The organism is Paenibacillus sp. FSL H7-0350, assembly GCF_038593195.1.
GTDB lineage: Bacteria > Bacillota > Bacilli > Paenibacillales > Paenibacillaceae > Paenibacillus_AQ.
Genome location: NZ_CP151972.1, coordinates 2,685,795 through 2,712,243 on the forward strand (window position 1 = coordinate 2,685,795; position 26,449 = coordinate 2,712,243).

At 53.8% G+C, this 26,449-nt stretch carries 25 protein-coding genes; 11 read left to right on the forward strand and 14 right to left on the reverse strand.

Annotated elements, in window-relative coordinates:
- The first annotated feature begins 126 nt into the window (after window positions 1–126).
- Window positions 127–1,728 (forward strand): stage V sporulation protein B, encoded by a 1,602-nt coding sequence (gene spoVB / locus NYE24_RS12270; protein WP_342478761.1) that lies wholly within the window; start codon window positions 127–129, stop codon window positions 1,726–1,728.
- On the opposite strand, the gene NYE24_RS12275 is transcribed toward spoVB, so the two are convergent.
- A complete protein-coding gene (locus tag NYE24_RS12275) occupies window positions 1,725–2,534 on the reverse strand; it encodes a DUF421 domain-containing protein (protein ID WP_036690546.1) in 810 nt (269 codons plus the stop codon). The two genes, spoVB and NYE24_RS12275, sit on opposite strands and share 4 nt — an antisense overlap.
- Before the next feature lie 200 nt (window positions 2,535–2,734).
- Between NYE24_RS12275 and NYE24_RS12280 the strand changes: the two genes are divergently transcribed.
- Together NYE24_RS12280 and NYE24_RS12285 are read left to right on the forward strand one after the other, a co-directional pair.
- Window positions 2,735–3,127, forward strand: coding sequence for a TIGR04086 family membrane protein (locus tag NYE24_RS12280; protein ID WP_036690548.1), 393 nt, complete (start codon window positions 2,735–2,737; stop codon window positions 3,125–3,127).
- A gap of 99 nt (window positions 3,128–3,226) precedes the next feature.
- The gene (locus tag NYE24_RS12285) at window positions 3,227–4,066 is read left to right on the forward strand and encodes a phosphatase PAP2 family protein (protein ID WP_235218327.1); all 840 of its coding nucleotides are present in this window, start codon (window positions 3,227–3,229) and stop codon (window positions 4,064–4,066) included.
- 189 nt (window positions 4,067–4,255) lie between these two features.
- Here the strand turns inward: NYE24_RS12285 and yajC are convergent, their stop codons facing one another.
- From yajC to NYE24_RS12330, 9 genes are all read right to left on the reverse strand, one after another.
- Entirely contained in the window at window positions 4,256–4,570 is a 315-nt protein-coding gene (gene yajC, locus NYE24_RS12290) for a preprotein translocase subunit YajC (RefSeq protein ID WP_036690550.1), read from the reverse strand.
- A gap of 45 nt (window positions 4,571–4,615) precedes the next feature.
- A complete protein-coding gene (tgt, locus tag NYE24_RS12295; protein ID WP_036690552.1) occupies window positions 4,616–5,752 on the reverse strand; it encodes a tRNA guanosine(34) transglycosylase Tgt in 1,137 nt (378 codons plus the stop codon).
- Window positions 5,753–5,773: 21 nt separating this feature from the next.
- Window positions 5,774–6,802, reverse strand: coding sequence for a tRNA preQ1(34) S-adenosylmethionine ribosyltransferase-isomerase QueA (gene queA, locus NYE24_RS12300; protein WP_036690554.1), 1,029 nt, complete (start codon window positions 6,800–6,802; stop codon window positions 5,774–5,776).
- A 17-nt stretch (window positions 6,803–6,819) separates the two neighbouring features.
- Window positions 6,820–8,922, reverse strand: a complete 2,103-nt coding sequence (locus NYE24_RS12305) for a SpoIID/LytB domain-containing protein (protein WP_342478762.1) — start codon at window positions 8,920–8,922, stop codon at window positions 6,820–6,822.
- Window positions 8,923–9,016: 94 nt separating this feature from the next.
- On the reverse strand, window positions 9,017–10,024 hold the full coding sequence (gene ruvB, locus NYE24_RS12310; protein ID WP_036690556.1) for a Holliday junction branch migration DNA helicase RuvB: 1,008 nt from the start codon (window positions 10,022–10,024) through the stop codon (window positions 9,017–9,019).
- 26 nt (window positions 10,025–10,050) lie between these two features.
- On the reverse strand, window positions 10,051–10,674 hold the full coding sequence (gene ruvA, locus NYE24_RS12315; protein WP_036690557.1) for a Holliday junction branch migration protein RuvA: 624 nt from the start codon (window positions 10,672–10,674) through the stop codon (window positions 10,051–10,053).
- Complete coding sequence (gene ruvC / locus NYE24_RS12320; RefSeq protein ID WP_036690559.1) at window positions 10,671–11,174, reverse strand: crossover junction endodeoxyribonuclease RuvC; 504 nt, start codon at window positions 11,172–11,174, stop codon at window positions 10,671–10,673. The genes ruvA and ruvC overlap by 4 nt, the downstream gene beginning before the upstream one ends.
- Before the next feature lie 630 nt (window positions 11,175–11,804).
- Window positions 11,805–12,551 (reverse strand): BofC C-terminal domain-containing protein, encoded by a 747-nt coding sequence (locus NYE24_RS12325; protein WP_036690561.1) that lies wholly within the window; start codon window positions 12,549–12,551, stop codon window positions 11,805–11,807.
- An 88-nt stretch (window positions 12,552–12,639) separates the two neighbouring features.
- Window positions 12,640–13,884 (reverse strand): serpin family protein, encoded by a 1,245-nt coding sequence (locus NYE24_RS12330; protein WP_342478763.1) that lies wholly within the window; start codon window positions 13,882–13,884, stop codon window positions 12,640–12,642.
- 193 nt (window positions 13,885–14,077) lie between these two features.
- On the opposite strand from NYE24_RS12330, the gene fabV reads away from it, so the two are divergent.
- Entirely contained in the window at window positions 14,078–15,268 is a 1,191-nt protein-coding gene (gene fabV / locus NYE24_RS12335) for an enoyl-ACP reductase FabV (RefSeq protein WP_036690562.1), read from the forward strand.
- Between the two features lie 238 nt (window positions 15,269–15,506).
- Here fabV and NYE24_RS12340 read toward each other — a convergent pair whose 3' ends face one another.
- The 3 genes from NYE24_RS12340 to NYE24_RS12350 form a co-directional block, all read right to left on the reverse strand.
- Window positions 15,507–16,217 (reverse strand): ABC transporter permease, encoded by a 711-nt coding sequence (locus NYE24_RS12340; RefSeq protein WP_076162230.1) that lies wholly within the window; start codon window positions 16,215–16,217, stop codon window positions 15,507–15,509.
- Entirely contained in the window at window positions 16,214–17,059 is an 846-nt protein-coding gene (locus tag NYE24_RS12345; RefSeq protein ID WP_342478764.1) for an ABC transporter ATP-binding protein, read from the reverse strand. Before NYE24_RS12345 ends, NYE24_RS12340 begins: the two co-directional genes overlap by 4 nt.
- A 105-nt stretch (window positions 17,060–17,164) precedes the next feature.
- Window positions 17,165–18,100 carry a LytTR family transcriptional regulator DNA-binding domain-containing protein gene (locus NYE24_RS12350; protein WP_342478765.1) on the reverse strand — a complete coding sequence of 312 codons (936 nt, stop codon included), beginning with the start codon at window positions 18,098–18,100 and terminating at the stop codon, window positions 17,165–17,167.
- 111 nt (window positions 18,101–18,211) lie between these two features.
- Between NYE24_RS12350 and NYE24_RS12355 the strand changes: the two genes are divergently transcribed.
- The 3 genes from NYE24_RS12355 (at window position 18,212) to NYE24_RS12365 (ending at window position 21,011) form a co-directional block, all read left to right on the forward strand.
- Window positions 18,212–18,670: a hypothetical protein gene (locus tag NYE24_RS12355; RefSeq protein WP_341184318.1), complete on the forward strand. Its 459-nt coding sequence runs from the start codon at window positions 18,212–18,214 to the stop codon at window positions 18,668–18,670.
- 107 nt (window positions 18,671–18,777) lie between these two features.
- Window positions 18,778–19,932, forward strand: coding sequence for a glycoside hydrolase family 88 protein (locus NYE24_RS12360; RefSeq protein ID WP_342479233.1), 1,155 nt, complete (start codon window positions 18,778–18,780; stop codon window positions 19,930–19,932).
- A gap of 113 nt (window positions 19,933–20,045) precedes the next feature.
- The gene (locus NYE24_RS12365; protein ID WP_341026481.1) at window positions 20,046–21,011 is read left to right on the forward strand and encodes an MBL fold metallo-hydrolase; all 966 of its coding nucleotides are present in this window, start codon (window positions 20,046–20,048) and stop codon (window positions 21,009–21,011) included.
- 86 nt (window positions 21,012–21,097) lie between these two features.
- Here NYE24_RS12365 and NYE24_RS12370 read toward each other — a convergent pair whose 3' ends face one another.
- Window positions 21,098–21,694, reverse strand: a complete 597-nt coding sequence (locus tag NYE24_RS12370) for a methyltransferase domain-containing protein (protein WP_342478766.1) — start codon at window positions 21,692–21,694, stop codon at window positions 21,098–21,100.
- Window positions 21,695–21,985: 291 nt separating this feature from the next.
- Here NYE24_RS12370 and NYE24_RS12375 point away from each other — a divergent pair, with 291 nt between their 5' ends.
- The 4 genes from NYE24_RS12375 to NYE24_RS12390 all read left to right on the forward strand — a co-directional run bounded on the left by NYE24_RS12375 (window position 21,986) and on the right by NYE24_RS12390 (window position 26,407).
- Complete coding sequence (locus tag NYE24_RS12375; RefSeq protein WP_036690574.1) at window positions 21,986–22,690, forward strand: response regulator transcription factor; 705 nt, start codon at window positions 21,986–21,988, stop codon at window positions 22,688–22,690.
- Window positions 22,687–23,685 (forward strand): sensor histidine kinase, encoded by a 999-nt coding sequence (locus NYE24_RS12380; RefSeq protein ID WP_342478767.1) that lies wholly within the window; start codon window positions 22,687–22,689, stop codon window positions 23,683–23,685. The genes NYE24_RS12375 and NYE24_RS12380 overlap by 4 nt, the downstream gene beginning before the upstream one ends.
- Before the next feature lie 99 nt (window positions 23,686–23,784).
- On the forward strand, window positions 23,785–24,552 hold the full coding sequence (locus NYE24_RS12385; protein ID WP_342478768.1) for an ABC transporter ATP-binding protein: 768 nt from the start codon (window positions 23,785–23,787) through the stop codon (window positions 24,550–24,552).
- Window positions 24,524–26,407: an ABC transporter permease gene (locus NYE24_RS12390; protein WP_342478769.1), complete on the forward strand. Its 1,884-nt coding sequence runs from the start codon at window positions 24,524–24,526 to the stop codon at window positions 26,405–26,407. The genes NYE24_RS12385 and NYE24_RS12390 overlap by 29 nt, the downstream gene beginning before the upstream one ends.
- The last annotated feature ends 42 nt before the right edge of the window (window positions 26,408–26,449 follow it).

The following is a 26,449-nucleotide window of genomic DNA, read 5'->3' on the forward strand; positions in this document are numbered from 1 at the left end:
AAACTTGTCTATGGAATGCTTGTCATGGAGTAGGCCTGTACTGGCATATCCTTATACAAGCCTGGCTTGATTATGGCGGTAATTCACCTGCAGTTTCATCTCATATGTAGGAAGAGGGAGTGCCCTGTGAGGAAACAGACCTTTATACAAGGAACGATCATCCTGCTGCTCGCCGGTATCATTAACCGGATGCTTGGCTTCATTCCCCGGATTGCCCTGCCCCGGATCATCGGTGCTGAGGGGGTGGGTCTGTATCAGCTCGGATACCCGTTTTTCATTGTGCTTATTACGGTAATTACGGGAGGAATTCCGCTGGCCATTGCCAAGCTGGTGGCGGAAGCCGAAGGGGAGAACCGCCCGGAGCAGTCGCGCAAAATCCTGCAAACCGGCCTTGCCCTCAGCCTGTCGCTGGGCATTGTGTTCACCTTCGTTGCCCTGTTCAGCGCCTCCTGGGTATCCAGCGTTCTTCTGACGGACCAGCGTGTCTATTATACGTTCGTCAGCATGACCCCCATGATCGCCATCGTCGCCGTCTCATCCATCTACCGGGGATACTTTCAAGGCAGGCAGAACATGATTCCCTCGGCCTTCTCCTCCGTGCTGGAATCGGTCATCCGGATCTTCTTCATGCTGTGGTTCTCCTGGATGCTGCTGCCGAAGGGCATCGCCTTTGCGGCTGCGGGTGCCATGCTTGGCGTGACTGTGGGGGAGATCGCCGGAATGCTGGCCCTGCTGGGGCAATATTATTTTAACGACAAAAAAGACAGGTCTGAACCCCCGCCTTCCGTGGATGTAACTAATCAAGATACACAGGGCAGTGCCGGACACGAGCCCGATCATACAACTACACCTGTCTTTAAGCGTCTAATCGGCATTTCAATACCGGTAACGGCCGGTCGACTGATCGGCTCATTCTCTTACCTTCTGGAATCCATCATTACCGTGCGCAGCCTCGCGCTTGCCGGAATCGCGGCTGCGGCCGCAACCGCACAATACGGTTCCTTGCAGGGAATGGTGATTCCGCTGCTGCTGCTGCCGGGCGTACTCAGCTCCTCGCTGGCCGTATCCCTCGTTCCTTCCTTATCCGAGGCGGCCGCCCGCAACGATCTGCCCACGATTCATAAAAGAATGCACCAAGCCCTGCGGCTCGCCATGGTGACCGGTGCCCCATTTGCTGCGGTTATGTATATTCTTGCCGTACCTCTCTGCACATTAATGTACGGCAATGCCGCGGATACTGCCCCTATGCTTAGGATGATGGCCCCATTCGCTGTGTTTCTATATGTCCAGGCCCCACTGCAGGCGGCCCTCCAGGCCATGGACCGTCCGGGCAAGGCGCTGATTAATACGCTGATAGGAGCTATTGTCAAAATCTTGCTGATCCTCCTGCTGGCCTCCCGGCCCGAATACGGCATTCTGGGCGCCATCATCGCCATTATGGTTAACAGCTTACTTGTCACGCTTCTGCACGGCTACAGTGTAGTCAGGCTGACCGCAATGTCCCTCCGCTGGTCGGACCCGCTGAAAATCCTGGCCGCTACGGTCATCATGGCCGCCGGGATGTCGTATGTCTATACGTCTGTTCCAATCTCACAGTCGCAGTGGATACAATTTCTGGCCGCTGCTATTTGTGGCATGGCCATCTATCTAAGCATCTGCCTGTTATCCGGGCTGATCTCCAGGCGTGACCTGGAACGGGTGCCCTTTTTCAGACGCTGGCGCAGTTAGGTCTGCTTCCCCTTATCGGGACTGATCGGGGCAATGTAGAGCTCTCCTTTATGATCCACGGAGCACAGGAACACATCCCGGAAATCAGCGACACCCTTCTGCCGGATCTGGGTTCTAAGCCAGAACCGGTTCTTGCCGATCATCTCGAGATTGCCGTCTTGCACCTTACCGTCCATAATCAGCGGAATCGGCAGTCCTTCATAACGGATCTTATGCTTCGGGAGCTTCACGGAAGCAGAGTCACCGCCGGATGATTCAGCATCGCCGGAGTCCTTCTGGCTACCGCCGTTCTTCTCCTTCCGCTCTGCGCCGGAGCTGCTGTTGCCCGACTGATTGGATGAGGTGACTTTGGCATTCTTCTCAATCACCGTTAACTGCCCGCTTGTCTCCAGGATAGCGAACTCTACATCTGCCGGACTGACAATATTCTGCCCGCGGAGCTGCACCAGCAGATCATCAATATTATACCGCTGCCTGCGCATCTCGCCCCGGTGAATCTTCCCGTCCGAAATCAGGATGCTGGGTCTGCCATCCACCAATAAGCGCAGCTTCCGGCTCTTCAGACTGAGCTGTGCGACGATAACCTGAATCAGCACCAGGGTCGCCATAGGCACAACACCATCATAGATGGGGCGCTCGATATCCTCAATCACAAAGACACCGATCTCGGCAATCATGATGGAAATGGTCAGGTCAAATACAGACAGCTTGCCGATTTCACGTTTGCCCATGATGCGCATGCTCAGGAAAATGAAGATATACATCAGCACGGTCAGAAAGACATGGGTCGTAATATGCTGGAACATATTCTCTTCGCTCCCCTTCCGCTACTCCCCCATATAGGGGGATTAATGTACCCCTATTCTGACCTGACCGTAAGGGGAACATTCGGAAAGCTGCTGCTTAATTACTGGTAAAAGTCATACCGCCTATTCTTGTACTATTGGGGCAAGCCTCCCCATACAATAATTAGTATCCGGTTAACAAACTTTTAGGGGGTTTTACCATGTCTCTGATCAGGCGTCTATTCTCATGGAAAATATCTAGTCCGGTATTATCGGGTTTAATCCGCTCGTTCCTGTGGATGATGCTGGGTGCGTTCATCCTCTCCCTCCTGCTCTGGGGCAGCGGACTGCAGGAACAGGACCTCACTATGTACACCTACATTGTGCACGGCGTCGCTGCCGCATTCGGAGGCTTGACCGCAGGCAGCAGGGCCGTCCGCAGAGGCTGGTACCAAGGAGCACTCACAGGCATGTTATACGGACTGGCTGTGCTGCTGATCGGATTTCTGGCGCTTGACAGTTCGCCGGGGGGAATGGACTTCCTGTGGGTTCTGGCGGCCGCAGGCATTAGCGCACTCGGAGGAGTGTTTGGGGTTAATTTACAGAAATCCTAATTAATATAATTTTCGAAATTTGAAACCTTCCCTTGAAAATATGGTACACTACCTATGTCTGACTTCATATGAGCGATTATCAAGGAGGCTTCGAATGCTTTGCTGTATCAGTCCATGAATCTTGTAGTTGTGTATACCGTTGCCATTGTTGTGATCTTAATCTGGATCGGCGCACGGCGCAATCCGCTGATGGCCTTAGTTGAAATCGGAAGAGAGCTGCTGAGGTCCTATAAATTCACACTCATTATTATAGGGATGTTCAGTATTCTTGCCCTGAATAAATATGAGCTGCAGATCGAAGAAAAGATGCGGCTGACCGCAGATTACACAGGTTTTATCTTCGGGCTGGAGGGGCATTTCGTCAGGATGGTTCAAGAGCTGTTCTACGCTCCCTGGCTGACACCGGTGATTGTCTTCTTCTATATCTTCATGCTGCAAGCCGTGCTGGCGGCCTCACTGGGGATCTATCTGCTGGACAAAAACCGTGTGATCCTCTATGCGACCTGCTACACCATTATTTTAACCTATGCTATCGCTATTCCGTTCTACCTGTACTTTCCGGTTAACGAGGTATGGTCCTATGCGCCTGCCGGGGTACGGTTCATCATGCTCGACGTTTTCCCGAAGTTTGAACAGGAATACCGGCCGCTATCCGGCCTCAATAACTGCTTCCCGAGCCTGCATACCGCCATCTCCGTTTCCATGGCTCTGCTCGCTTACCGTTCCGGCAACCGCCGCTGGATGGTGATTAGTACAATCTCAGCCGTTATTATCGTTTTTGGAATCTTCTATCTCGGCATTCACTGGCTGACCGACATGATTGGCGGCACCTTGCTGGCTGTGCTGTCCACGGCTATTGCCGTACCGCTTGCCAAGCTTACACTGCGCAGCGGGGAACAGGGTTTGAGAGTGCGGGGCCGGGTCACCAACACAAGGTAGTGCAATCATTTCCGCATATGAGGAGCATACAAGTGGAAACGGCTTTGCCGTCCTTTTAAAGGACGGTACCGTTTCAGCGAGAAATAGAAGGATAATTTATAGCGTAAAACATAAAAATACTTATATTTTAAAAAAATCGGCGTTTCTCCTAGGAGAAACGCCGATTTTTATGTAATTTGGTAGAGACCCTTACATCTTGTCTTCTACTTCCACAACCGAGTGACTGATCGAACCACGGTCAAACGTCAATCGGGTCACATCATTAACCCGCAGAATAACGATGTCATCCGAAATCTCCATGATCGTTCCGTGCAGACCGCCGATGGTAACTACCTTATCGCCCTTTTTCAGCGATTTGAGCATTCCGTTACGTGCCTTGGTCTTCTTCTGCTGCGGACGAATCAGCAGGAAGTAGAACACGACAAACATCAGTACAAAAGGACCTACAAGACCCAGAATACTGCCTCCGCCGCCTGAACCTGCTGCCATATAAAACTGTGACATATCATTTCCCCCCTTTCAAGAATAAACATGAACACTCCGTACTCTCTAGAAGCCTTTTAGATTATCATATAATCCGTATTGTGCAAAAAACTCATCGCGAAAATCAAGCAGCCGATCTTCCATGATGGCTTCACGCACTTTACGCATCAATTCCAGCAGGAAGTGTAAGTTATGGTACGTTGTCAGCCGCAAGCCGAAGGTTTCGTCGGCCTTAATCAGATGACGCAGATAAGCGCGGGAATAATTCCGGCAGGTGTAGCAGGTACACTCCGGATCAAGCGGCCCAAAATCACGGGCATACTGCGCGTTGCGCACGACGAGTCTTCCCTGACTGGTCATCGTTGTTCCATTACGGGCAATACGGGTAGGCAGAACACAGTCGAACATGTCTATTCCGCGGATTGACCCTTCCAGCAGCGCATCCGGTGAACCTACGCCCATCAAATAGCGTGGTTTCCCTTGTGGCAGCAGCGGAACCGTGTAATCCAGCACTTCATACATAAGCTGCTTGGACTCTCCGACGCTGAGTCCCCCAATAGCATACCCCGGGAAATCCATGGAAGTCAAATCAGCCGCGCTCTGGCGGCGGAGATCCTCATGCATGCCCCCCTGTACGATGGCGAACAGTCCCTGGTCATTCGGACGGGCATGGCTTTTGAGGCAACGCTCGGCCCAGCGGGTGGTGCGTTCGAGCGATTTTTTCACATACTCATATTCTGCCGGGTAAGGCGGGCATTCATCGAAGGCCATCATAATATCTGAACCGAGCGCATTCTGAATCTCCATAGCCACTTCGGGAGACAGAAACTTCTTATCCCCGTTCAGATGGGAGCGGAAATGAACCCCTTCTTCCGTGATCTTACGCATGTCGCTCAGGGAGAATACCTGGAAGCCGCCGCTGTCGGTCAAGATCGGGCGGTCCCAGTTCATGAACTTATGCAGGCCGCCCGCTTCGCCGATAATCTCATGACCCGGACGAAGGAACAGATGGTACGTGTTGCTCAGAATGATCTGTGCTTCCATCTGCTTAAGCTCTTCAGGACTCATCGTCTTGACAGTAGCCTGGGTGCCTACCGGCATGAAGGTCGGTGTCTCAATAATTCCGTGCGGGGTGTGGACTCTTCCGAGCCGTGCCCCGGATTGTTTACAGGTCTTAATGTGTTCGTAAGTAATTGCTGCCATTGGTTTAACCCTTCCTCTTGCTTAATAAATGAACATTGCATCGCCAAAGCTAAAGAACCGGTACTGCTGCTTAATCGCTTCTTCATACGCAGCGAGAATCAGTTCCCGTCCAGCCAAAGCGCTTACCAGCATAACCAAGGTTGACTTGGGCAGATGGAAATTGGTGATCAGTGCATTGACGACAGTGAATTCATAACCCGGATAGATAAAAATATCCGTCCAGCCGCTGCATGCCTCAATCGGCCCGCCCTGGCATTGTCTGCCTACGGTCTCCAGAGTCCGGCAGGAGGTTGTGCCTACAGCTATTATTCTTCCGCCTCTTGCTCTGGCTTCATTGAGTGCATCCGCCGCTGCCTGGGACAGCTCGAAATATTCAGCATGCATGACATGCTCTTCCACGGTCTCGACAGACATCGGACGGAAGGTTCCGAGACCGACATGAAGTGTGACATAGACGATATTCACACCGATAGCTGCAATCTGCTCCAGCAGCTCTGTGGTGAAATGTAGTCCGGCTGTCGGCGCTGCCGCCGATCCTTCATGCCGGGCATACACGGTCTGATACCGCTCACGGTCATCCAGGGTTTCCTTGATATAAGGAGGGAGCGGCATGGAGCCGAGCCTGTCCAGAATCTCCTGAAAAATCCCCTCATAGATGAAGCGGAGTGTCCGCCCGCCCATATCCGCCTCATCTTCAATCACGGCACGAAGCTCTTCGCTGAAGACGATGACCGCTCCAGTCTTCAGCTTCTTGCCGGGCTTCACCAGCGCCTCCCAGCGGTCCCCTTCCATATTCTTAAGCAGCAGGACCTCCGCCTTGGCTCCGGTATCTTCCTTGACTCCGAACAGTCTGGCGGGAATAACCCGTGTATCATTAAGTACAAGCGTATCGCCCGGGCGGAACTGCCCCAGTATATCCGTGAAATGACCGTGGTCCAGTTGGCCGTTCTCCTTGTCTACCAGCAGCAGTCTGGATGAACTGCGGTCGGCAAGCGGAGTCTGGGCAATCAGCTCCTCCGGCAGATTGAAATCATAAAGTTCAACATTCATAATAGGATCTTCATTCCTTAATTCTTAATTATAGTAACGTTATTGAAATAGTGTTGCAATATTTGCTTATAATCATACCCTTTGTCGGCCATTCCCTTCACGCCCCATTGGGACATGCCGAGTCCGTGCCCGTAACCCCAGCCGATGAAATAGAAGCCCGGACTGCCGGTCACGACTCTGGAGGTCTGATCCGCGCCCATCACAACCGTTCCGCTGCCGCTGGACGTTACTTGGCCCGAGGCAGACAGCACTCCGGCAGAGCTTGCGCTGCCGATAGCAGCTGTAGAGCCGTCAGCGCCTAATACAGTATAACTTCCGGCAGGTACAATATCAAACAAGGTGCTGGGCAATCCGCCGAAGGAGGAACGGAACAGATCCGGGTACTTCACCTGCAGGATCTGGCCGTTCGCCTTGACCTCTACCGCTCTTCCCGATGGCCCGCGCCGGGTAACCTCCAGAGTGGTTATGGAAGAGGGCAAAGTACCGCTGGTCTTGCCGGTCAGGCTCTTCAGCAGCTCAGCTGAAGAATACGGACCCTTGATCCAGCTGTAGCTGCCGGATTCATAGACCTGATTAAGCACTACGGCGTTCTGGCCCGGATTCAGCTTGCCTGCTGGAGCAGCACTGCTGTCAACAACAGGCAGCGGCCGGATATTCACATCCTTGGTTGTGGCTGTGGCAATGGGGAGCCCTGCGGCTGTCTTATCGCCTGTTAATTTGATGTTATCTTCCCGGGCATAGCCGGAGACGCCGCTGTCCAGCAGTACATAATACCACTTCTTGGCCGAACCCACCGCAGCTATATCCTCTGCGCTGGGCACACTGGCATAGTTGCCGCCACTGTTCCATACTTCTGAAGGGTCAGCCGTAACGCCGCCGCTGTTCGAGGAGAAAACTGCCTCTACGACCTTGCCGCCGCTCTGCAGCACTTCCCCTGCCGTTGCATCGACCGCCTTGATGATTGTGGGTGCTTCTGCACCGATTCCGTTATAGACCTGGCTGAGCGTTGTATCCACCACATTGGCAACATCGAAGCGGTTCCCTTGGGACAGCGCGTAACTGCGTGCCGCTACAGCCTGGGCCTTCAGCGCTTCTTCCGGCCAGCCGGAGGATACCTCTCCTCCCACTACGGCATACAGATATTGCTCCAGCGGAACCACGTTAATGACAGACAATGAACCATTCAGATTGCCAAGCTCCATATCGCCGCGGTAGATCCGCTTGGACCTTTCCGTAAGCATGATTCCCTTCTCATTGCCGGACAAGATGAACTTCGTGTCACTTCCGGATAACAGATAATGAAAGGCCTGGATTTCGCTGTTGAAATCGAGCCCTGCGTCCATGCGGATCATTACTCCGGGTGCACCCGGAGCCACAGGCGTCAGAGCAAGCTGAGGAAGCAGCGCAGCTGCCGAAGCAGAGACCGCCGCAAGCTCGCTGTCACTTGACGCCTCGCCTGCCCATACCTCGGTACGCGCACTGCCGCCATCACCGGATATGAATACCGGCCAAGCATCTAAGCCGGCAGTGGTCAGGCTGCTGACTACCGCCTGGGCTTCCTCGAGTGTAGCGTAGGAGCCCGCAGTCAGATGCTTGGTTCCGGCCACCGCAGGGGTCTGCCCCTCAGGAATCGCCAGACCGGCTTTGAGGACGGCGTTCAGCCCGTTATTGGCTGCACTCTCACTGGCATAGCCTCCGGTATATAGCTGATATACCTTGGCGCCGCCTCTCGCAATCATGAAGATCTGCGGCTTATTGGAAGAAGACTGAAGCTTCTTCGCCGCATCCGCAGCGGTCTGCCAGCTTGGCGTCTCCAGCACCTTCACCCGGAACCCGTCCAGACTGACACGGACCTTGTTCTGGGCCGGAACCGACAATAACGGGCTGCCGCCGGCTGCCGGAAGCAGGCTGAAGCTCTGCTCAGACTGCAGGGTTACCAGCGGTACGGTAGATTTATATTTGCTGCCAATGTCGGCATACAGTGCAACCCGGATGGGCCCGCCGGAATCGGCGCGGGCGTGATCTGCCGGAATGAGCAGACTGCCTGCTGCAAGCAATGCAGCCATTGCCCCCCGGCCCAGCAGCCCGATTCCTGTTGTTGTCCACTTCGCAAGTTTCATTGTAGGCCTCCTATAAAGTATTAGTGATAAATCAACTTTAGTTTGTACCTAGATCATACGCAAGATGTTGCGGTATAGGCAGGATTCTCAGCAATCAGTTAGGCTGCGGTGGAAGCGGAAGGCCGAGATGATGATATGCCGCAGGCGTAACAATGCGACCGCGCGGCGTGCGCTGCAAGAAACCTATCTGCAGCAGATAGGGCTCGTATACATCCTCAATGGTCTGGCTCTCTTCGCCTATCGTAGCGGCGATGGTATCCAGCCCAACAGGCCCGCCCCGGAAGGAGCTGATCATGGATTGCAGCATCTTATGGTCGATACTGTCCAGTCCCCGGGGGTCCACCTGGAGCATCTTCAGCGATTCGGCAGCAATCTCCGGGGTGATGATTCCGTCGCCCCGGACCTGGGCGTAATCGCGTACCCGCTTCAGTAGACGGTTGGCAATCCGCGGCGTCCCCCGGGCCCGCAGGGCAATCTCTTCCGCTGCATCGCCCAGAATCTCAATGCCCAGCAGTTCGGCGTTGCGGGCCACAATGAAGCTCAGTTCATCGATGGTGTAATACTCTAGCCGGCTGACCACTCCGAAGCGGTCACGCAGCGGAGCAGACAGCAGTCCTGCGCGTGTCGTTGCCCCAATTAGCGTGAAGGGCGGCAGGTCCAGCCGGACCGACCGTGCGCTCGGCCCCTTGCCAATCATAATATCCAGCGCGAAATCCTCCATCGCCGGATACATGACCTCCTCCACCGTCCGGTGCAGACGGTGAATCTCGTCAATGAACAGCACATCGCCTTCCTGAAGGTTCGTCAGCAGCGCCGCCAGATCGCCGGGCCGTTCAATTGCCGGGCCGGAGGTGGTCCGCAGATTGACTCCAAGTTCGTTGGCAATAATATTGGCCAGCGTCGTTTTGCCGAGACCCGGAGGCCCGTACAGCAGCACATGATCCAGCGCTTCACTGCGCATCTTGGCCGCTTCTATATATATTTTCAGGTTCTCTTTCACCTGGTTCTGGCCGATATATTCACCCAGATAACGGGGGCGCAGACTTAATTCCACCGCCTGCTCGTCCATCATCAGATTAGCCGATATAATCCGGTCATCCATTCTTTCTCACTCCGTTCTTCTGGGACCTATTTGGCGATATACAGCAGCCCCAGCGCCTTCTTCATCAGCACATCCACCGGTCCGGTATCCGTGCCTTCCTGCTTCATCTTCAAGTGCACCCGGTCCAGCTCGGCATCGGTGTAACCAAGCGCCTTCAGGGCATCTCTGGCTTCTTCCCACGGGAGCGCCTCCGCCTTGTTCTGCGCTTCAGCCGCTACTGCGAACAATCCCGTCTGTAAGGCTGCCCCGCCGAAGCCGTCCAGCTTGTCCTTCAGGTCCAGAATCATCCGTTGCGCCGTCTTCTTGCCGATTCCCGGCAGCTTCGTCAGGAAGGTGATATTCTCCTGATAGATAGCCGCGATCAGCTGATCCGGCGTTCCGCCAGTCAGAATGCCCAGCGCGACACGCGGGCCGATGCCCGATACCTCAATAAGCTTGCGGAACAGCCGCTGCTCCTCGCGCGACGGGAATCCGAACAGAAGCGTAGCATCCTCGCGGGTCTGATAATGAATGAACACAGTCACCGGACCCTCAGTCTTGGCAAAAGCATACGGGTTCGGGCAGAATACCCGGTACCCCACGCCCTGAACATCCAGCACAACATATTCCGGCTCCAGATGCGCAACCGGCCCTCTAAGAAAATCTATCATTTTCGCAATACCTCATTTAATTTGGAATTAAGACTCACGGAATGGGCATGGCATACCGCCACCGCCAGCGCATCCGCCACATCATCGGGCTTCGGTACAGCCGTCAGCTTCAAGAGCAGCTTGACCATCTCCTGCACCTGCTTCTTCTCCGCCTTGCCGTAACCGACTACAGCCTGCTTCACCATCATTGGGGTGTATTCTGCCACCGGAAGCCCGCGCTGTACGGCTGCCAGAATCAGCACCCCGCGTGCCTGCGCCACCGGTAAGGCCGTGGTCACATTGCGGCTGAAGAACAGCTTCTCTACCGCTACCGCATCCGGTTTATATTTATCAATCAGTTGCACCATGCCTTCATAGACATGCAGCAGACGCTCTTCTTCCGGGGTATGTGCCTCGGTCTGGATACAGCCGTATTGGACCGGTGTTAATTTGTTGCCAACCTTATCTACGAAGCCAAAGCCGACAATCGCCAGCCCCGGATCAATCCCCAAAATGCGCAAGATCCTTCTCTCTCCTCTATGCCCGGGCGGATACTTTCGGATAGACGCCAAGGCAGAATAACCCTGCGGATGCAGGCCCACTGCATCCATCCCTCCGGCCCTAAAGCGAACATATGTATTCCTTCCACCCATTATAGCAAAAAAAATTCCCCGGGAGACAAAAAATTTGTCCCCGGGGATTTGAAACGCTATTGTTTGTCTACATGTCAGGGCTCAGGAGATAGAGGTGCACTAATGCTCCTCATTTGCTCATTTAGCCAACATTCCCGGGATTCAGGTGCACTAATGCTCCTCATTTGCTCATTTAGCCAACATTCCTGGGATTCAGGTGCACTAATGCTCCTCATTTGCTCATTTAGCCAACATTCCCGGGATTCAGGTGCACTTGTGCTCCTCATTTGCTCATTTAGCCAACATTCCCGGGATTCAGGTGCACTTGTGCTCTTCACTACGCTCCTTTAGCCGCACTTGGCGCTACCTCTATGGGATTTATCCCCTTCATTTACTCATCCCGCCTACTTTCTGCATCACCAATGGGATTTAGCCCTTTCATTCCCCGCACAAAAAGACCCGCAGGCCACTTGTGCGCCGCGAGTCTTCATGCTACTGCTGCTAATACTATAGTCTCCCTCACTCCGCATGCATCACCTGTTCAGAGGAATCCCGCGCATAGTCGCTGAATGTGGAGAGTACGCTGTTGTACTCCTCCAGATCCTGCACCCGGATGCCCTGATGAAGCTGCTCCCAGATGCCCTTGGGCAGAGAGGATTTGATCGAGCCCATGTCCATCTGGAAAAAGGTCTTCATGACCCGCTCCGCCTCGGGCGGTCCTTGGAACAAGGTCAGGTTGCCTTGCTCGTCCACCCCGAAGTAGGCTTCTTTTTTGGTCAGCGGCGACAGGTCATTGACCCGCTGCTCCAGCCACAGGTCCCCTTCCCGGCTAATCCAGCCGCTCCAGCCCGCATGCCGGACAATCAGCTCGTTAAGCTGGGCCGGGGTCTGCTTGCCCGGCAGGGTCTGTACCTCTTCACCGGCTACATAGAGCGTCTTGAGATGCACTGTTCTGCTGATGGCTTCCTTGCCCACAGCCTTCAGCAGCTCTTGACTGTTCAACACGGCGGCATCCTCTTCGGCATCATCATCTGTATGGTTATATAGGGCGGCTACAGCCGGTAAGCTGCTTCCGGGTTCCAGATTCTGCCCTGCGCTGCCGCTCAGGAATGACGAAGATTTAAGCAGCGTGCTGATCTCTTCCGGAACCTGCATGCCGCGCCAGGCGAGCAACGTCAGTACGAGGCATGCCGCACCTACCCAGGGAGCTTTTTTCCAGCGTCTCCACCGCCGCCACAGTTGTTTTTTCAGGCGAAAAGCATTCACGTTAATCCCTTCATTCTGGTTTTTTCCTATTGTGACCTGTGAAGGGATCATTTATGCGTAAATGCTTGAAATTCATCCCAGCCTGAATTCAATCCGTGCACTGCGGATTCTCAATCGCCCCAAGGAACAGCACAGCTCCGCTCTGCGTGTCCCGGATCATGAACAGGAACGGCCGGTTGACATTCATTTCAAAGGGCTTATCTGCAGGGGGCGCTGCTGCTCCGACAAGCATACCAATTACAGTGGAAGCCGCTGCCTCCGTTCCCCGCTCGTTCACATCGATATAGGTTTTGTGGATGACCTGTTCCACAAAAATCGGGCTGTCCAGATCCGCCATAAGGGAGAAATCGCCCCGGTTCGGATCAAAGGCAAGCTTCACGCCCAGCGCCTGCAGCACTTTGGAGAGCTCTGTCCCATAGCTGGCCGTGAATCTCGGCAGCAGCAGCGTCCCCAGAGTACTGGAAAAATCCTCATCGAGCGGCAGAGTTCCCTGCTCCAGTTGACCCACAAGCTCCGAGAGAGAGGATTGCTCACCCGGAAGGACCACTACCATCTCCAGCTGTCCCTCTCCGTAGGGAAGCTTCACCGCCTGCCAATCCTCATGAGCTGCATACTCGAACATACCGCTCCGCTTCATCATCATTACCTGCGCTGCCGGTCCGTCCAGTGGATAAAAGTCGGCCTGCTTCGTAGCCTGTTCCTCGAACACATCTGTCCAGTTGCCTTTGAAATACAGCGCATTGACAAGGACAGCCACAGCCAGCGGTCCGGGCGGCTCCGTGAGCATCTCCTGAATCTTGTCCTCCGTATGGTCTGCCACCCAACCGTTAATCTCCTTCACAGACTCCTCTGCCGCCAGGTCCGTAGTCTTAATCTGCGCATCATAGAAGTTCTCACCGGTCTTGAGATATTCCCTGCGCAGCGGCAGGCCCTTCATCCCCCAGACCGAATTTGCGATCTTCAGCTCCACGCCCGGTCCTACATGATTCAAGAGCTTCATTAATGACTGATGGCCAGTATTCAGCTTCTGCCGTTCGTCCGGCGCATAGCCCAGCAGCTTCCCGAGTTCCTCTGCCGTCTCTCCGGCACTGCCGTTATAAGCCAGGGCCAGAGCGGTAGCGACACTGTACGGGGATATCGTCAGGTTCCCGCTCCCCTGCTTCCATAACTGGCCGAACAGCTTCACGCCCAGCCGGTTGCTGCTGTCAGCCAGACCCGAATCGAGCCCTGCTGCAGCAGCCTGTCTCTCCGCGTAATTCATGCCCGAACCCCCTCCACTGCAGCCGCCCAAGAGCAGCACGGCCAGTATAAGTGCGGATAATCTTTTGCCCATTACAGACCCTCCCTAAATTCTCCGTAGCCTCTCTACCCACTGACGCTGCAGATTGGGAAAAGTTGCGAATTCTTAGCGGCAGGCCTACAAAATTGCTATTCATTATATTGAAGGCTTATCTTTCTATGCCATCATTTGCTATACTCTATATTAACGAAAAAAGTTAAAAACTAAAACAAAGGGGATATCCTTGATGATTATTCAGCCAAAAACACGCGGCTTTATCTGCACAACAGCTCACCCGGAGGGATGTGCCGGACAAATACAGGAACAGATCGATTATGTACGGTCCCAAAAGAAGCTTACCGGCCCGGTGAACGTGCTGGTCATCGGCGCTTCCACAGGCTATGGACTGGCTTCGCGAATTGCCGCTGCCTTTGGCGCGGGCGCGAACACCATCGGCGTCTTCTTCGACAAGGCTGCTGAAGGCACCCGCACCGCCTCCGCAGGCTGGTACAATTCTGCTGCCTTTGAACGTGAAGCGGCCAAGCAGGGGCTGAAATCCTTCAGCATCGTCGGCGATGCCTTCTCGGACGCCGTCAAGACCACAACGATCGAACTAATCAAGGCCGAATTCGGCACCGTTGACCTGGTCGTCTACAGCGTGGCCTCCCCGCGCCGCACCCATCCGGTAACCGGAGAGGTGTTCTCTTCGGTTATTAAGCCGGTAGGCGAAGCTTACTCGAACAAGACGATGAACTTCCACACCGGAGAAGTCTCCACCGTTACCATTGAACCGGCTACAGAGGATGAAGTCCGCCAGACCATAGCCGTGATGGGCGGAGAAGACTGGGGCATGTGGATCAGCCAGATGCAGGAGGCCGGTGTGCTTGCTGACGGAGCAACTACCGTAGCGTACTCTTATATCGGACCCAAGATTACGCATCCTATCTACAAGGACGGAACTATCGGCCAGGCGAAGAACCATCTGGAGCAGACCGCCATTGCCTTGAACGATCAGCTCTCCGCCACAGGGGGCCGGGCCTTCGTATCTGTGAATAAGGCACTGGTGACCCAATCCAGCTCGGCGATCCCGGTAGTGCCGCTGTATATCTCCGCCCTGTACAGAGTCATGAAGGAGAAGGAGCTGCACGAGAACTGCATCCAGCAGATGTACCGTCTGTTCGCAGACCATCTGTATAACGGCGGCGAAGCCGCTGCGGACGGCAGCCACCTGATCCGCATTGACGACTGGGAGATGCGCGAAGATGTGCAGATCGAGGTCATGAGACGCTGGAATGAGCTGGAGACCGATAATGTGCCTGAGCTGGCGGATCTGGCAGGCTATCAGGACGACTTCTTCCATCTGTTCGGCTTCCGTACCGAAGGCGTAGACTATGAAGCTGATACAGACCCTGCCGTAGAGATTCCTAATATGGTGTAAAAGCCTGATGCTTGCTGTACAGCAAGCGCAAGAAAATCACCCTGCGGGTGAATAAGATTACCTATTCGCCAGCACCCGAGCACAATGTATGCTGTTTTCCGCATACATTTGGGCCATACGCCTGCGTGCAAGCACAATTCCTATACACCAAGAAGCCGCTCCTCCCCGGAGCGGCTTCCTTTGCGTTCTATCCAGCCTTTGGCGCGGCCTGCGCCACAATCCGCACAGTCCCACCAGCTTATTCGTCCCGGAGCCGCTTCTGGTACAGCACCACAGACACAATCGTCAGCACGGCTGTCCACGCCGCAATGATCAGAAGAGGCGGCCACACCTCTGCCGCAGAATAACCGGCAGGGCTCAGGTTCAGCAAATGTATTAATTGGCTGCTTGGCATGTAGTCCAGCAATCCTAATACTGGATAATTCTTCGCCAATACAGCCCCCCACGGTGCGCCCATGAAGATGAAGGCTACCGGGATGATGGATAAGGAAGCATCAAGTAAGGTTTTGGAATAGAGACCACAGATCGTCCCGGCTGCCGTGTAGAGAACAATGGAAAGAACAATCGCGGCTACAAATGCTCCTATATTTACTGGTTCATAGCCATACAATAGTGTAGAAACGGTAAGTACCACCGCTGACATGACAAAGACCAGACTGCTTTTGCCCATCAGCACATCCATTGTAGTAGCCGGAGTCATCATAAGGGACCGCAGCGTGTTGCGTTCCTTCTCTTCCGCAATCAGGCAGGCTTGAGCGAAGCAGGTCAGCAGGACAAACGAACTGTTGAACAGGAATCCGGCGGCTCCCGGCAAGGATGTCCCTGCGCTTTTAAACAGCAGCGCAAACAGAATCGGAAACAGCAGCATAATGGACAGCGCATAATTGCGCGAGAATTCCTTGTAATCCTTCACAAAGATCGCGCTGGCCCGCTTATAGGAGATGTTCATAGCAGCTCACTTCCCGTCATTTTGATAAAAATATCACCCAGGCTCGGTTCCTTCGTCTCTACCCGTTCAATAAGTCCCCGCTTCATCCAATCCGCGATCCGGTCCGCCGTGTCCCCGTCCACCGGAAGCTCATGAGCCTCTCCGCTGGTCAGCTCCACCCGGATTACATTCTCGCGGTGCTGACGCTTCAGTTCCCGCGGAGAGCCGATGGTCTGGATACGTCCCTGATAGAGAATCGCCACACGGTTACAGAGCAGCTCCGCCTCCGCCATATCATGCGTGGTGATGAAGATAGTCGTACCCTTCTCATTCAGATAACGTAAGCCTTTATAGATATGCGCTGAATTCACAGGGTCCAGGGCCGAGGTCGGCTCATCCAGGAACAACAGCTCCGGCTCATGGATAATGGCGCAGGCCAGCATCACCCGCTGACGCATCCCTTTGGACAGCGTGTTTGTTTTCTTCTTGCGCTCACTGCTCAAATTAACGAACTGCAGCACCTGATCCACCGCAGAGCGGGGAAGATCGTACAGCTTCCGGTACAGCTCCAGATTCTCCTCTATGGACAACCGCTCGTACAGGCCGCTGTTATCGGTCAGAATGCCAAAACGCATCTTCTGGACCGACTGCTGCATCGCCTCTGCCGGCTGATCGAAGACTTTGGCCGCTCCGTCAGTCGGCTTCAGCTGTGCAGTCAGAATCTTAATTAAGGTGGTTTTGCCTGCACCGCTCGGACCGAGGAACCCGAAAATCTCCCCCTTCGGAATACTGAAGGACACCTCTGTCAGCGCATCTCTAGCCCCGAAGGTCTTGCGGACCTGCTCTACCTGAATAACCGCCATCTCGCCACATCCTTTAGTTGTTGATGGCTTAACGTTATCCGGATTCCAGCCTTTCAGCCACCAAAACCGGGTGAATTGTACCCATTCCGGCCTGAACGGTACCTTTTACAGCTTAAGCAGCGCCTTAAGTTCCTGCAATTTGGAGCGGGATAACGGAACCACGGCCTCCTTGCCGGTGTTCAGCCGCAGACTGTAGCTGTTCTTCGTCCAGGTAATGATCTCACGTACCTTTTGCAAATTGACGATGTAGGACCGGTGGCAGCGGAAGAAGCCGAAATTCAGCAACCGCGCTTCGAGCTGGGTCAAGGTCAGGGCACAGTCATAATGCTCACCGCCGACATGCACCAGGATAGAGCCCTCTACACTTTCAATAAAATCAATCTCGGGCGGATCAAATAAAATCACCTTATCCTCCCGTTTGGTCGAGACCTTCTGTAAGGTGATGTTGGCCTCATCCTGCTTCTGCGCCTCCTGCCTGTCCTCTTCCGAATCGCGGATATCCAGCTGATGAAGCCCGGACCCGCTCAGCCGGTAGATGACATCACAGGAGATCAGCGCATCCTCCAGATTCGAGGTCAGAATGAGTATCCTTTTCTGCTGCGACAGATCATCCAGTATCCGCTTCAGCTGGCGGCGGTCCTGCTCCTCCAGATAGAAATATGGCTCCTCCAATACGAGCGTGGACTGATGGGCGAAAAAAGCCCGCAGCAGGGTCACATACACCCTTTTCGAAGAGCTGAGCTGCATCAATCTGACCTTACGTTCCTCCTTCAGCGCAAAATAATCAGTTAACACAGCCGCACGCTCTTCGCGTCCCGACATCCGGATCAGAAACGAGATTAGCTCCTCTACCGTCAACCGCAGATACTCGTTCTGCCCGGCCCACGACAAATAATTGCCGGAATCCCGGGACAGTTGCTTCATTAACAATTGCTTGCGTCTCAAATCTGTGATAATACCAACCGAAGGATTCGCAGACAAATCAAGCTCGAGCTTCGGCATCATTAATTCTCCGTCTTCATATATAGGTTGAAATTGCATGTCTTCCTCCCGCTCCAGGCTCTCTAGGATATATAATGCAATTATAGAGATATGCTATGTATTTGTCAGGTATGGCCACTATCATTGCACAGAGGAAGGCGGATTTCTGCGATGGGACTACATGCTCTGGGTTTTATCATCTCTTTACTCGTATTACTGCCGAATCTTATATTCCTATTCTTCCCGCCCCGGAGTGTTCCTGACTCCTTGAACTCCGCCCCGCTGGTCTTCACGCTCCTGGAGCGGGCAGGGCAGATTACCTGCTTCATGCTACCCATTCTTTTCGGCCGATTGATTTCTGCTCAGACCCTGGGAGTATCCGCTGTACTGATGGCACTCTGCCTGCTGGTTTACTACGGCGGCTGGGTGCGCTATTTCCGGAGCGGGAGAGCTTTTACGGCGCTGTTCAAGCCCTGGCTGGGCATCCCCGTTCCTATGGCCGTCTTCCCGGCCCTCTATTTCCTGCTGCTTGGCGTTTGGCTCCAGTCCTGGTTGTTCATTGTTCCGGCCTGTCTATTCGCCGCCGGTCATTTAGTCAACAGCTGGAGCGTCTACGGGCAGCTCCGTTGATAGCAGATCCGCAATATAACTATAGTTTTGCGCAACAAACCTACAGCTTGATCGGCTTATAATAGGGTTAAGCACACTATAGCGATATTATGGAGGTTATGGCGGGTATGAACTGGGAGCAGGCGATTGAGCAGACACTTACGACTACGCGGCTTAATGTGAAGCGATTTGGGGAGAGATTTCCGATTGTAAGTATGGGGGACGGCAAATATCATCTGACCGGCCACACCAACTGGACAGAGGGCTTCTGGCCTGGGATTTTATGGCTAAGCTATGAATACAGCCGGGACCCGGAGATTCATGCCGCCGCCATCCAGGCGACCGATTCCTTCCACCAGCGCATGCTGGACGGGCAGGCACTGGATCATCACGATATCGGCTTCCTGTACTCTCTTTCGGCCAAGGCCCGCTGGATTGCAGACAAGGATGAAGCCTCGCGTCTGCTCGCCCTGCAGGCAGCGGACCAGCTGATGAAGCGCTGGCGTCCTTGTCCGCAGCTCTTTCAGGCTTGGGGGCCCGAAGGCGACAAAGACAACGGGGGACGGATCATCATCGACTGCCTGATGAATCTGCCGCTCCTCTGCTGGGCCAGTGAACAGACTGGCGACCCGGTCTATGCCAGGGCTTCCCGTATCCACGCCGAGACAAGCCGCCGCTTCCTGGTGAGGGGCGATGACTCTTCTTACCATACCTTTTATTTCGACCAGCAGACGGGGGATGCCCTTCGTGGAGGTACGGCACAAGGGTATCAGGACGGCTCCACCTGGACGAGGGGACAGGCCTGGGGTGTCTACGGCTTCGCTCTCGCCTACCGCAGCTTCCAGGAGCCTCATTACCTCGAAGCCTCCAAAAGAATGGCCCGCTACTTCGTGGAGCATCTCCCCGCCGACCATGTAGCCTATTGGGATTTCGATGCCCCGCAGCAGGAAGGCACCCCGCGCGACAGCTCCGCTTCTGCCATCACCGTATGCGGTCTCTTAGAGCTGCTGGAGCATCTGCCGGAGAATGATCCCGACCGGGACTACTTCTGTGACGCCGTGAACAAGTCCATGGACTCGCTGATCAATCACTACTTCACCGCAGGCCACCCATCAGAAGAGGGATTCCTGCGGCACGGCTCCTACTCCGTCAGAGGCAACGCCTCCCCGGATGACTTCATGATCTGGGGCGATTACTTCTTCCTGGAGGCGCTGCTGCGTCTTGCGCGGGGAATTCCGGGGTATTGGTATGAGCGGGAGACTACACAAAATACAACGATCTGACCTTTGATCCCAGCTTGGTGGAGCATTACACATCCTACTTTATGGAAAAAAATATTGTCTAGCGGACTCTTGTAGCGTATAGTATATTCCCATGTTGGAAGGGAGAGATTACTATGCTGAACAGGATTGAATCATTTGAAGGCTCCAGGCATTTCCGGCTGCAATATATTGCAGACAGCACCGTTGCAGCGGTTGCGGTTCCAGGCACAGGCTCACTCGCAAACGCGGCCATTATTGACCTGGGGGGACTCACTTTGGTGGTGGACACATTCGCGACGCTGGAAGCAGCACAGGATTTGAAGGCTGCTGCTGAGCATCTCACAGGGAACCCTGTATCCTATGTAATCAACACACACTGGCACAGCGATCATACTACTGGCAATCAGGTGTTTGTGCCTGACGCTCAGCTGATTGCAACATCAGGCACCCGTGAGACGATGAATACATTCGCCAGAGACCGGGTAGCCAAGTACCAGAACAACAGAGAGAAGATGCTAGAGGCGATCCGGGAAGCGGAATTGCAAGGCGAGCAGGAGACAGATAGCAAGCTGAAGCAAGAAATGGCTTGGGAGAATGCAACGGACCGTGAGTTCGTGAACATGCTGCCGCAGCTGGTTCATACAGTACCGAGCGTGACTTTTGACCGGCATATGACCATTCATGGCAGCAACCGCAGCGCGCAGCTCATTACATATGGCGGAGGACACACGCAGAGCGATGCTATTGTGTACCTACCGGAAGATAAAATTGTCATTATCGGGGACCTCGTACTCTCGAACCACCACCCTGTTCTAGCCAATGCCAATCCTCAGGAATGGCTGTATATTCTGGAGCAGGTTGAATCGCTGGACGTGGAGACGATTGTACCAGGGCATGGTGAGGTCTGCTCCCTGCAACAGCTTCATGCGGTGAAGGGATACATAAGCAGAATGATCGCCATCGTGACCGAAGCCGTTCAGAATCAGCAGAGTATTGAAGAGATCGAAATCCCTGAAAAATACCGGGCTTGGTACTTCACAACCTATTTCAGGACAAATTTGAATAAGCTCTATGAACTGATTACTGCATCAGGGGAGTAACAGAGAGCATTCGGCGTATATCGTGTAACTAGACGAGGCAAGAAAAGAAGAGCATATCCCTTCTTTTCTTGCTTTTCCTATGCATATTATCCTTTCCTAAGTACAAAACATAGCGTGTCTGCTCCCCCCGTATACGGACTGCCGCAACTATCATCGTAAACACTGTCCGGTTGGAATCCCCAAGGCAACACTTCATCCGCAAGAGTCTCCTGTGTAAACACCGTGTTCCAGATCAAATAATGATGTAGCTCATGATCGGCAAGTATGAGGGTCTGACGGGCCTCCACGGTATGCCCCTCGAAGAAATAAGACGCTTCGAGACATACATGCGGTTCAGCATTCCAAAAACCTCCGTCTGGATGCACCGTCCACGAGGTACTGGCCTGCTTACTCCAATTCGTCTTCTGCGTGAACACATAGGCGATTGAACGTCTTGAGAAATCAAGTCCCGTTACGTTATACCCCTGTTCAAAGAGACGCTTGGTATAGAGCCCCGGTCCACAACCAAGGTCAAGAATACGGCTTCCCGGCGGGATCAGACGGCTAAGCCACTTCACTGAACAGTCAATATCGCTATGCCTGCGGCTCGCCGCTTCCCAGTCCGGATTCAGATGAGCTTCCAGCATTTGCTTCGAGATATGCCCGTCATTCCAAAAGGGTTCAACGCTTCGTTGCCAAAGCACAGGTTGTCTAGCAAGTGAAAACAGGTGATTTAGCATATGGTTTCCTTTCATAAAAAGCTCTCGGGCCGTTATACTCTCATTAACTCCCGGTACCTAAATGGTATACGTTCCTCTATGTCTGTCTCCAGGCACAGAATGGTTAAAATAAAAGTTGCTGCTGCGGGTAGTGAGCCTAATGTTATAGCACTTCCACTCTTTATGACTTCCAACCATCCTCCCCGCTAACTTCCCTTACACCCTCACCCGTGTTATATATGTACTTAACTGAACAAGATAAGGAGAGCCTTAGAGATGTCCAAAATTCTGATCGTGGAAGATGATCCGAAGATTGCAGACCTGCTGCTGTCAGCGATTGAGAAGTATGGTTATGAGGGGGGCAGGGTCAAAGACTTTCGTCAGGTGCTACAAGAATTTGAACAGGTAAGGCCGGATCTGGTGCTGCTGGATGTGAATTTGCCCAGCTATGACGGGTATTACTGGTGCCGGCAGATCCGAAAGATCTCTACTTGTCCTGTGCTGTTCATTTCGGCGCGGGATGGGGAGATGGACCAGATTATGGCGCTGGAGAACGGCGGGGATGATTATATTACGAAGCCCTTTCACTCAGGGATTGTACTGGCCAAAATCCACAGCCATCTCCGCCGCGCTTACGGGGAATATGCGGCTAAGCGCGAGGAACTGATGCTGGAGAAGGAAGGGCTGATTCTGTATCCTGAAAGGCTTGAATTGCAGTACGGGCAGGCGGTCGTGCCTCTTACCCGCAAGGAATCGGATCTCATTGAGAGTCTGATGGAGCGTTACCCGAGGGTTGCCAGCCGGGAAGCGCTGCTGGAGAAGCTATGGGACCCGCAGGCTTTTGTGGATGAGAACACGCTGAACGTGAATATCGCACGGGTCCGCAAGAAATTCCAGGAGCTGGGGATGGAGGATGCTGTGCTTACCGTCAGGGGTTCGGGATACCGGCTGAACAACAGCTGGTCAGGGGCCCAGCCATGAAGCTGTTGTTCCGTGAGCATATGTTGTTATTGGCTGTGCAGATCGTGCAATTCGGTGCTATGCTGTCCATTTACTGGCTGGACGGCTACCGCGATCTGCCGACCGCGCTCTATGCGGTCTTTATTGGCTTCTTCTTCCTCAGTTGCTATCTCATCTACCAATATATCAGCAGGCGCCGTTATTATCTTCGCCTCAGCAGACCTCTGGAGACGCTGGACGAATCCTTTCAGAAGCTGGAGAACCACCCTGTATCCACAGCGCTGGAGCAGCTGCTGCATGCCCAATACGGCTACTATCAGCAGCAGCTGACGGCGGTGAAGCAGCAGCAGGAGCAGCATCTGACTTTCATCGACCAATGGGTCCATCAGATGAAGACGCCTTTGTCAGTCATCGAGCTGACCGTGCAGAATATGGACGAGCCGGAGTTTGCCAGCATCCGCGAGGAGCTGGAGCGTATGCGCAGCGGACTGCATACCGTTCTGTATATGGCCAGGCTGCGGGCTTTTGAGAAGGATTTCCACATCAGGCCTGTCGTCCTGCCGAAGCTGGTGAACGAGGTGGTCCATGATCACAGACGCCTGTTCATCCGCAGCCATATCTTTCCCGAGGTCCAAGCCCCAACTCACGGCCTTACCGCCCAGACCGATGAGAAATGGCTGTTCTTCATGCTGTCGCAAATTATGAACAATGCCATCAAATATTCAGCGGCGGCTAATACGGAGACCGGCCGGAAAATCACTATATCCTGCTATATAAGAGGACCGGAGGCAGTTATTGAGGTTAAGGACCGGGGCATTGGTATTGAGGCGTCTGATCTCAAACGGGTATTCGACCCCTTCTTCACCGGCAGCAACGGGCGCGGGCTGCGGGAGTCTACAGGAATGGGACTGTATCTGACGAAGGAGTCCGCCGACCGTCTCGGGCACCGGCTTGAGCTGGAATCGGCGGCTGGTGAAGGAACGGTGGTGCGGATTATTTTGACGGCGGATACTTAGCTTACAGACGTGTAATAAAAGTGACATCTAAATCGATAGTTGAGACGCTGCCGTCTCCGGTATATTGGTTACAGAACAAGTGAGGGGGAGTACAGCCTTATGCTGGAGGTTCAAAAGGTCAGTAAAATCTATGAAGGAAACGTGGCCTACCGGGCCTTGACCGACATTGACTTAACCATCGCAGCCGGAGAATTCGTGGGGATTATGGGACCCTCCGGCAGCGGAAAAACAACGCTCCTGAATATAATTGCCACCGTGGACGTTCCGACTACCGGAAGCATTAGGATCAATCATAAGGACACGGGCAAGCTGGACAAAAATGAGCTGGCAGTCTTCCGCCGCCGCGAGCTGGGCTTTGTCTTTCAGGATTTCAATCTGCTGAATACCCTGACTGTCGAAGAGAATATAGTGCTGCCGCTGACCCTGGATGGGACCCGGGTTAGTGAAATGAAGCAAAAGGCCCGGGACATTGCCGAGAAGCTGGGGATTGGCTCCATTATGAATAAACGCACCTATGAGATCTCCGGCGGACAGGCTCAGCGGACTGCGATCGCCAGAGCCATGATTCATGCTCCGAAGCTGCTGCTGGCCGATGAGCCTACCGGAAATCTCGATTCCAAGGCAGCCAAAGATGTGATGGATCTGCTGGAAACGCTCAACCGGCAGCAGTCCACAACGATGATGCTTGTTACTCATGACGCTGTAGCCGCCAGCTATTGTCACCGCGTGGTATTCATTAAGGACGGCAGGTTCTATACAGAGATCCACCAGGGGGATAACCGCCAGAGCTTTTTCCAGAAAATTATTGATACACTTTCGCTGTTAGGGGGGTATAGCCATGACGTTCCGCCAGTTCGCATTCCGTAACGTCTCCCGGAACAAACGCCTGTACACCGCCTATTTTCTCAGCAGTATGTTTACGGTAATGGTCTTCTTCACCTTCTCCATCTTCGCCTATCATCCGGTACTGAGCGGGGAACATATTCAATCCAGTGCGGCTCTTGCTCTTTCGGTCTCCAAATGGGTGATCTATGTGTTCTCCTTCTTCTTCGTGCTCTACTCCATGAGCGCCTTCCTGCAATCGCGCAAGCGGGAGTTCGGGCTGATGATGATGCATGGCATGACGGTCCGGCAGCTGCGGCGGATGATCTTTCTGGAGAATATGATCGTCGGGTCAGGCGCGACGGTCAGCGGCATTGGACTAGGCCTTATCTTTGCCAAAGGAATTCTGCTTGCCGGGGAGAATGTGCTTGCGCTTAATGAGCCACTGCAATTCTATTTCCCGTTCAAGGCGATGGTGCTGACACTGATCTCCTTCCTGCTACTATTCGTCCTGATCTCCCTGTTCATCTCTACGGTGCTGCGCAGCGGCAAGCTGATCACGCTCATCCATTCAAACCGTCAGCCCAAGCCGGAGCCGAAGGCCTCGCTTCTGCTGTCTTTGCTGGTGGTAACGCTGCTGGGAATCAGCTACTTCCTGTCCCTTCGGGCGAGTGGTCTGAGTGTGGTGTTGTTGCTCGCGCCGGTGGTCATTATGGTGTCGATCGGTACCTATCTGCTATTCACACAGCTCAGTGTGTACCTGATCCGTAAGCTGAAGGCGCGTGAGCAGCTATTCTGGCGCAGAACCAATATGCTGCTGCTCTCTGATCTTTCCTACCGGATGAAGGACAACGCACGTTCCTTTTTCCTGGTCGCCATCATCTCTACCGTATCCTTCAGCGCGATAGGAGCCCTGTACGGATTCCAGTCGATGATAAACGGAGCGCTTACGCAGAAGAACCCTTATCTGTTCACCTATCAGTCCCTGGACGGGGACAGCAAGGCACAGTCCCATATACAGCTAATTGACCAAAGCCTGGGCAAAGCCGGGATTGCTGCCGAAAAAATGAGTCTGAAGCTTAACTATTATAAGGCTGCAGATAGCGTCCAGACACTGGTTCTGGTGAAGCAATCCGAATACAACAGCGTAGCCGGGCTGCTGGGGCTAAATCCCATCCGGCTTACCGCAGGGAAAGCAGCCGTTGTAGATTTCGGCCTGTCCCGCGAGGGGGAAGAGATGCTCAATCAGCCGGTCGAGCTGCAGCCAGGAATCGTCATCGAGGCGGATCAGGCTGTCGTATCTTGGGCCGTACGGGGAGTCAGCGGTTATTACGTTGTCCCCGATGAGTGGACCCGCAAGCTTGGACAGCCGCTCAAAGTGAGCCGTTATTATGCATGGCACGGTGCGATTGGACAGCCGGGAGCAGAGAAGGCAGGCGCAAAGCTGACGAATGAGCTTCCCTATGATGAGCGGTATATTTTTTATGCGCTCGAGTATTTAACCTCCAAGACCAATGACAGCTTTGGCCCCGTGATGTTCATCGGTTTTTTTGTCGGAATCGTATTTTTTGTCTCTGCCGGCAGCTTTCTCTATTTCCGGCTGTACAGCGATCTGGATGAGGATAAGCAGAAGTTCAAGGCCATCTCCAAGCTGGGGCTGAGTGACAAAGAGCTGGGCCGGATATTGAACCGCCAGATCAGCCTGCTCTTCTTCGCCCCGATCGTTGTCGCGCTTGTGCATGGAGCCGTTGCCCTTACCGCACTGTCACATATGTTCCAATACTCCATATTCAGGGAGTCCCTGCTTGTGCTGGGCCTGTTCTTCTTCATTCAGGTGATCTACTTCTTCATTGTCCGCCTGTTCTACACGAGGCAGATCCGGTCGGCGCTGGCCGGATAGACGGCCGCGCAAGGCAAAGAAGCCGCCCCGTAAGGGAGCGGC